The organism is Kocuria sp. ZOR0020, assembly GCF_000800955.1.
Classification (GTDB): Bacteria; Actinomycetota; Actinomycetes; order Actinomycetales; family Micrococcaceae; genus Kocuria; species Kocuria subflava.
Genome location: NZ_JROX01000307.1, coordinates 1 through 6506, shown reverse-complemented (window position 1 = coordinate 6506; position 6506 = coordinate 1). Strand labels below are relative to the sequence as shown.

Genomic DNA, 6506 nt, shown 5'->3' with positions numbered 1-6506 from the left:
ATTTGCTGGAGAAAAACCCGCAGGTGAATCTGCCGCTTCTGGCCTGGGACGACGACGACGACTGACGCCGTATCCTCTGGTCCGGACATTGGGGGTCGGTTTCATGAATTTATCACTAAAGACCAGTTGTGTTGCGTGTTAATTTTCTGCTCGTGCATGGAAATCAATCGGTTTAATCCGTTGATGAAATGTGCTGTTGAAAATGCTGACACTGATTGTGAGGGGTTTGTCATGTCTGTTCGTCGTCGTTTTGTCACGCTGTGTGCCGCTGGTTCCTTGGCTGCTGGGGCGGCACTGGGTGCAGCCCCGGCCGCCAACGCTTACACCATTGGAGATGGTGTTACCGCGCCCACCCATGACTCCAGCCTGGCAGTCATCCCGGTGTGCAACCTGGGCGGGTGGCTTCAGCGAAACTTTGCGGACCACGGAAATGACATTCGCAACTACCAGTTGAATCCGTGGAGCGGATTCCAGATTTTCTCCTATGCCCTCACGGACACGCTGTTCCACATTCCTGCAACAATCGCCACTGTGGGTGGTCTGACCAACCCCGGGAAATACTGCTGACCTTTTCCTGACTCCAGTTCAAACTCATCCACAGGGGGAATGGTGAATTTCAGTGTTCAAGGTCAGGCCAGCAGGCGAGATCTCCTGAAAGGAGGTGTTGCTGTTGCCGGCGCATGGGCACTGATTGGAACCGTGACTCCAGCACAGGCGGTGGAGGCTGAGGTGCCTCCCGAATTCCCAGAAGGGCCCGGCCTCCACCGCAATGTGTTCCGCAACTGGGACGGCACAATCGTCACGGATCAGCTGTGGACCTGCACGGTCACGGATCCCACCCAGGTGGAGACAATCGTCAACTGGGCCGTTGATGCCCACTACCGGGTGCGAGCCAAGGGCTACGGACACACCTGGGCTCCGTTGATCGTGGATCCGGCAACCCCGGGGAACACCGCGGTGATCCTGGTGGACACCACCCGCATGGGTGCCATGAGCATGGTGGATGGAGAGCGAGTCCGTCTTCAGACCGGGGCGTCAATGGAACAGGTCATGGCCTTTCTGTTCCGCAACGGCCGCAGTCTGCTGGGTGCGCCTGCGCCAGGGGACGTGACCGTGGGCGGAATCCTTGCTGTCAACGGACATGGGTCCAGCACTCCCAAGGCTGGCGCTTCCAAACCTGCTGGAGGTACCTACGGGACGGTGAGCAACACCGTCGTCGAAATCACGGCAGTTGTGTGGGATTCGGAGGTCGGCCGCTACGTACAACGGACTTTCCAGCGCAGTGACCCGCAGATCGGTCCGTTGCTGACGCATGTGGGACGCGCCTTTGTCACTGAGGTGGTGTTGCAGACTGTGTCCAATTACAACCTGCGGTGCCGCAACACCACGTTAATTCCCACGTGGGAGCTCTTTGCTCGCCCCGATCGCGCCGGTTCACGATCCCTCAGCGCGCTGCTGAACAGTCGTGGGACCGTTGGCGTGATCTGGTACGCCATGACCAAGTTTCCCTGGGTGCAGACCTGGGAGGTCAGCCCGTACAAGCCCTGGACCTCGTGGCAACGGAACTCGCCGTTCAACTACCCGTTTGCAGATCGACTGCCGGGGGAGGTCGCCAATCTGGTGGCTCGCATGACTCAGGAGTCACGGGCTCTGACGCCGCTGGCCACGGACGCCATGCTCAATGCCACCCGCTCCGGACTCATCAGTTCCGGTGCCCTGGACATGTGGGGCGAGGCCAAGAACTTCATCCATTTTGTCCGGCCCACAACACTGTTGGTTTCCGCGGGTTCCCATGTGGTGATCACGCGGCGTGATCAGGTGCAACGTGTGGTGCACGAGTTCACCCAGCATTACGAAAGCGTGATCCGAACCTTTCAGTGGCGTGGCCAGTATCCCGCCAACAACGTGTGTGAAATCCGCATCACGGGGGTGGATGATCCCGCTGACATCGGGATCGCTTCAGCTGCCACGGCCACGCTGTCCGCGGCACAGCCCGTGCCTGGACGACCTGAGCTGGACACCGCCGTGTAGCTGGATGTGCTCAACCTTCCGGGAACGCCCAACACCGGGGAGTTCTTTGCCGAACTGGATGCGTGGTTCACCCGCCTCCCGGTGGAACTCGGGGTGGCAAGACCCGAATGGTCCAAGCGGTTTGCTCACACGGCTGCAGGCCCGTGGACAAACGCGGACCACCTTGACCGTTGGATCCCCGGGCAGTTCCCGGATTGGCAGCACAGCGTGCAGACATTGGAGGACCTGGATCCGCAAGGCATCTATCGGGCCCCGTTCCACGACCGTGTGATGCCGCAATCCTGAACCCTGCCCATCGGGTGCTTGGCTGTGTATGGCTGGTGGCCGTCCCCGGAACCGTGGATTGTCACGGGAGATGGTGTGCCTGCGCTGCGCAGTAGGGTTGGGGCAGATGCAGCGTCACCGCGCTGCTTGGAAGACCCTCACAACAACTTCAGGAGGACTCATGACCGAGCGCACTCTGGTACTGGTCAAGCCCGACGGCGTGGAGCGCAACCTCACCGGACAGGTGCTGGCCCGCATTGAAGCCCGCGGATTCACACTGGTGGAGCTCAAGAAGCTGAATGCCACGCGTGAAATCCTCACCGCGCACTACGCAGAACACGAAGGCAAGCCGTTCTTTGAGCCGCTGGTGGAGTTCATGATGTCCGGGCCGGTGGTGGCCGCCGTGTTTGAGGGTGATTCCGTGATCGAGTCCTTCCGCGCCATGGCCGGAGTCTCCGATCCCGTCAAGGCTGCAGCAGGCACCATCCGTGGCGACCTTGGCCGTGATTGGGGGGAGAAGGTGCAGAAGAACATTGTGCACGGCTCCGATTCCCCGGAGTCCGCTGAGCGCGAGATCGGCATCTGGTTCGCCTGAACCACCTCACACAGCAACGAACCCTCACCAGACTCCACGATCAGACGCTGATCACGGAGTGCGGTGAGGGTTCGCTGCTTTTCCAACGCGCCATAGGTGCTTCCAGCCCTCCGGATCGCGCTCATGCGCTCCGGAACGCGCTCAAGCGCGTCAGCGCTGGCTCAGGCGAACATGGTTCCTGAGAATCGCACCAGCACGGAGCCGAAAACCACCAGCCAGATCAGCAGCACCCCGCCAACGGCCCATAGCTTGGCGGTGGAACGCACCGACTCAGGTGCAGGGATCACGCCGGTCCGCACGCACCGGGCCAACGTGGCCATCAACAGGATCGGATGCACCAACCAGACCAACATGCAGTACAGGCACAGTGCGTTGATCTCAAAGGTGGCCTGGGTCCACAGCCACAGCAGGAAGATCTGGCCCAGGATCTGACCAGCCAGCAAGCCCAACCAATACCAAGCGCGGTACCGGGCCCCCGCCAGCACGCCTACCGCGATCACGATCACCAACGTGTAGGCCACCAGGCCGATGAACGGATTGGGGAAGCCCAGCAAGTTGGCTTGCGAGGATCGGATCACGGTGCCGCAGGACAGCGTGGCGTTGATGTCACACGCGGTCACATGCAGGGGGTCTTGAAGGATTTGCCATTTCTCCACCACCAGGGAGATGGATCCGTACAGGCCCAAAGCTGCTGTCAGCAGGGCCACCAGAGCCCAGGACATGTCTCCCGGTGGCACAGGTGAAGTGGGGGCAGATCGGTCCAGAGTGTCCCGCGTGTTGGTTTCGGTGGGAATTGTCATCACATCGTGATCATAAGCAGGCCACATGGGTGGCGGCTGAACGCGTTGCCATGGGTTGCGTGTGCCAGAATGAACCCGGTCACGCATTGGCTGCACCTGATGCGTGATCCGCACCGGTGCCGATCACGCGCCCGGTGAACTGCAGCTCTCAGAAAGATCGAGCGCGTTCGCCGGCGTCAAGACCACCCGAGTGCCCCTGGATTTCAGGAGGCCCGGTGGCTCGGTCCACGGGGCGGCCCGCGAGGTGAGCCAGCTACCGCTGAGTCCCGCGCGGCGCACACGACGACTTTTGGCAGCCGCGCGACCCTTCACGGGCCCCGCACGGCGCCACCGACCGGCGGGACTTCCGGGTGTAGACGGTGGTACCCGCAGGAACATGGCAACCACATGACCACTGAGCAGGTGAACCCTTCATCGGAGGGTTCAGAATCATCGGCATTCGTCCAGGGGGAGCTGCCCGCACAGACCCCGGCGGAAACCGCGTACCAACCGCTCCAGGAAGCCGAATCGGACCAAGGTGCGGACACCACCGCCAACGACGACGCCGTGGCCCCCTCACCGCAGCCGGCATCCACTGAGGACCAGGCTCCAGCGCCGGACCAGAAGAACGTGCCGGATCAGGACCAAGTGCAGGAGTCGGATCAGGCACAGGAGCCTGAACCGGAACAAGGGCAGGAGTCTGAAGCGCAGACGCCCGACACTGAACCGGCTGAGGCGGAAACTGAGTCCCCTGAGTCTGAACCTGGGGCCACTGAGTCTGATGACGAGGCCGAACCTCAAGCCGACGAGGCCGAGTCCGAAGATGGCGAGGCCGAGCCCGAGCAACAGGACCCGTTCGCAGCCTTCAGTGCGGTTTCCGCCACGTCGTTGATGTTCCACGCCCCGGACACGGACGCCATCAAGGCTGCTGCCGAGCGCGCTGCCGTGGCCCGGGAGGAAGCCCGTCAGGCCGCCATCGAGGAAGCTGAAGCCGCAGAGGAAGCCGAGTTCGAGGATCCTGAGCCCGGGGCAGGGGTGACCAGCAAGCGCAGGCGGCGGCGTCGTCGTGGATCCGTGGACATGGAACTGGAGGGCGGCAACGACGACGATCCCCCTGGAACCGTCACCCGCATCCGCACCGGTCGCGTGGTGGACAGCTCCGCGCCCACCACTGTGCAATCCGTCAAGGGATCCACCCGGTTGGAGGCCAAGAAGCAGCGCCGTCGTGAATCGCGTCAGTCGGGACGCCGCCGCCAGGTGATCACCGAGGCCGAGTTCTTGGCCCGCCGTGAATCGGTGGAGCGCAAGATGGTGGTGCGGGAGAAGGATGACCGCATTCAGATCGGCGTGCTGGAAGACGGCGTGCTGGCGGAGCACTTTGTCTCCCACACCCAGCAGGATTCGCTGATCGGCAACGTCTACTTGGGCAAGGTGCAAAACGTGCTGCCGTCCATGGAAGCCGCCTTTGTGGACATCGGACGGGGCCGCAACGCGGTGCTCTACGCCGGTGAGGTCAACTGGGACGATGCCGATCTGGGGGGTTCCGCCAAACGGATCGAAAACGCTTTGAAGCCCGGCGACTCCGTGCTGGTACAGGTCACCAAGGATCCTGTGGGGCACAAGGGTGCGCGGTTGACCAGCCAGGTCTCCCTGCCGGGCCGTTACCTGGTCTACGTCCCGGGTGGTTCCATGACCGGCATCTCCCGCAAACTGCCGGATGTTGAGCGGCAGCGGTTGAAGAAGATCCTCAAGGATCACCTGCCGGAAGGCGCCGGCGTGATCGTGCGCACCGCGGCTGAAGGTGCGTCCGAGCAGGAACTGACCAACGACATCAACCGGCTGCGCTCCCAGTGGGAACAGATCCAGGAGAAGTCGGCCAAGGGCAAGACGCTGGCTCCGGAGCTGCTCTACGCGGAACCGGATCTGACCATCAAGACCGTCCGTGACGTCTTCAACGAGGATTTCACCTCCATGACGGTCCAGGGTGAGGCCGCCTGGGACAACATCGAGGCCTACGTCATGTACGTGGCCCCGGATCTGCTGGACCGCGTGTCCCAATGGACGGAGGACGAGGACCTGTTCGAGCACTTTCAGGTGGACGAGCAGATTTACAAGGCACTGGACCGCAAGGTCATGCTGCCCTCCGGTGGCTCCCTGGTGATTGACCGCACCGAGGCCATGACCGTGGTGGACGTCAACACCGGAAAGTTCACCGGGTCCGGTGGCAACCTGGAGGAGACGGTCACCAAGAACAACCTGGAAGCCGCCGAGGAGATTGTGCGTCAGCTGCGGCTGCGCGACATCGGCGGGATCATCGTGATCGACTTCATCGACATGGTGCTGGAAGCCAACCGTGACCTGGTGCTGCGCCGACTGGTGGAGTGCCTGGGGCGGGACCGCACCAAGCATCAGGTGGCGGAAGTGACCTCGTTGGGTCTGGTGCAGATGACGCGCAAGCGCATGGGTACCGGCCTGCTGGAGATCTTCTCTGAACCCTGTGAGGCCTGCGATTCCCGCGGTGTGGTGATCCATGACCATCCGTTGAAGGGCAAGGGCGGGATCTCCACGGATTCCAGCCGCCGGGACCGCAACGAGCGCAAGCGCAACCGCCGTTCCAACACGTCCAACAATTCCTCCTCGGATCAGAACAGCGCGGGCAATGACTCCTCTGCCGCGCCGGAGGATCCCGAGCAGGCCAAGCGCGCCCAGGCCACCCGCAACGCTTTTGCAGCCATCGCATCGGCTTCTCATCACGACGACGACGCACCGGCCAAGGACGCCGAGGGTACCGGCACTGACGATTCCCAGGCCGTCCAGGCGAACGGGGAGACGTCCAG

At 62.5% G+C, this 6506-nt stretch carries 4 protein-coding genes and 1 pseudogene; 4 read left to right on the top strand and 1 reads right to left on the bottom strand.

Annotation, left to right across the window (positions count from 1 at the left end):
• Nucleotides 1-231: 231 nt before the first annotated feature.
• The 3 genes and pseudogenes from L979_RS13350 (at nucleotide 232) to ndk (ending at nucleotide 2890) form a co-directional block, all read left to right on the top strand.
• Complete coding sequence (locus tag L979_RS13350) at nucleotides 232-567, top strand: hypothetical protein (protein WP_156125601.1); 336 nt, start codon at nucleotides 232-234, stop codon at nucleotides 565-567.
• Nucleotides 568-606: 39 nt separating this feature from the next.
• Nucleotides 607-2316, top strand: a pseudogene (locus L979_RS13345) (cholesterol oxidase substrate-binding domain-containing protein).
• Between the two features lie 160 nt (nucleotides 2317-2476).
• On the top strand, nucleotides 2477-2890 hold the full coding sequence (gene ndk / locus L979_RS13340; protein WP_047692686.1) for a nucleoside-diphosphate kinase: 414 nt from the start codon (nucleotides 2477-2479) through the stop codon (nucleotides 2888-2890).
• A 161-nt stretch (nucleotides 2891-3051) separates the two neighbouring features.
• Here ndk and L979_RS13335 read toward each other — a convergent pair whose 3' ends face one another.
• Nucleotides 3052-3690, bottom strand: coding sequence for a vitamin K epoxide reductase family protein (locus tag L979_RS13335; protein WP_081994536.1), 639 nt, complete (start codon nucleotides 3688-3690; stop codon nucleotides 3052-3054).
• Nucleotides 3691-4077: 387 nt separating this feature from the next.
• Between L979_RS13335 and L979_RS13330 the strand changes: the two genes are divergently transcribed.
• On the top strand, nucleotides 4078-6506 hold a 2429-nt coding region (locus tag L979_RS13330; RefSeq protein ID WP_156125600.1), incomplete at its 3' end, for an Rne/Rng family ribonuclease.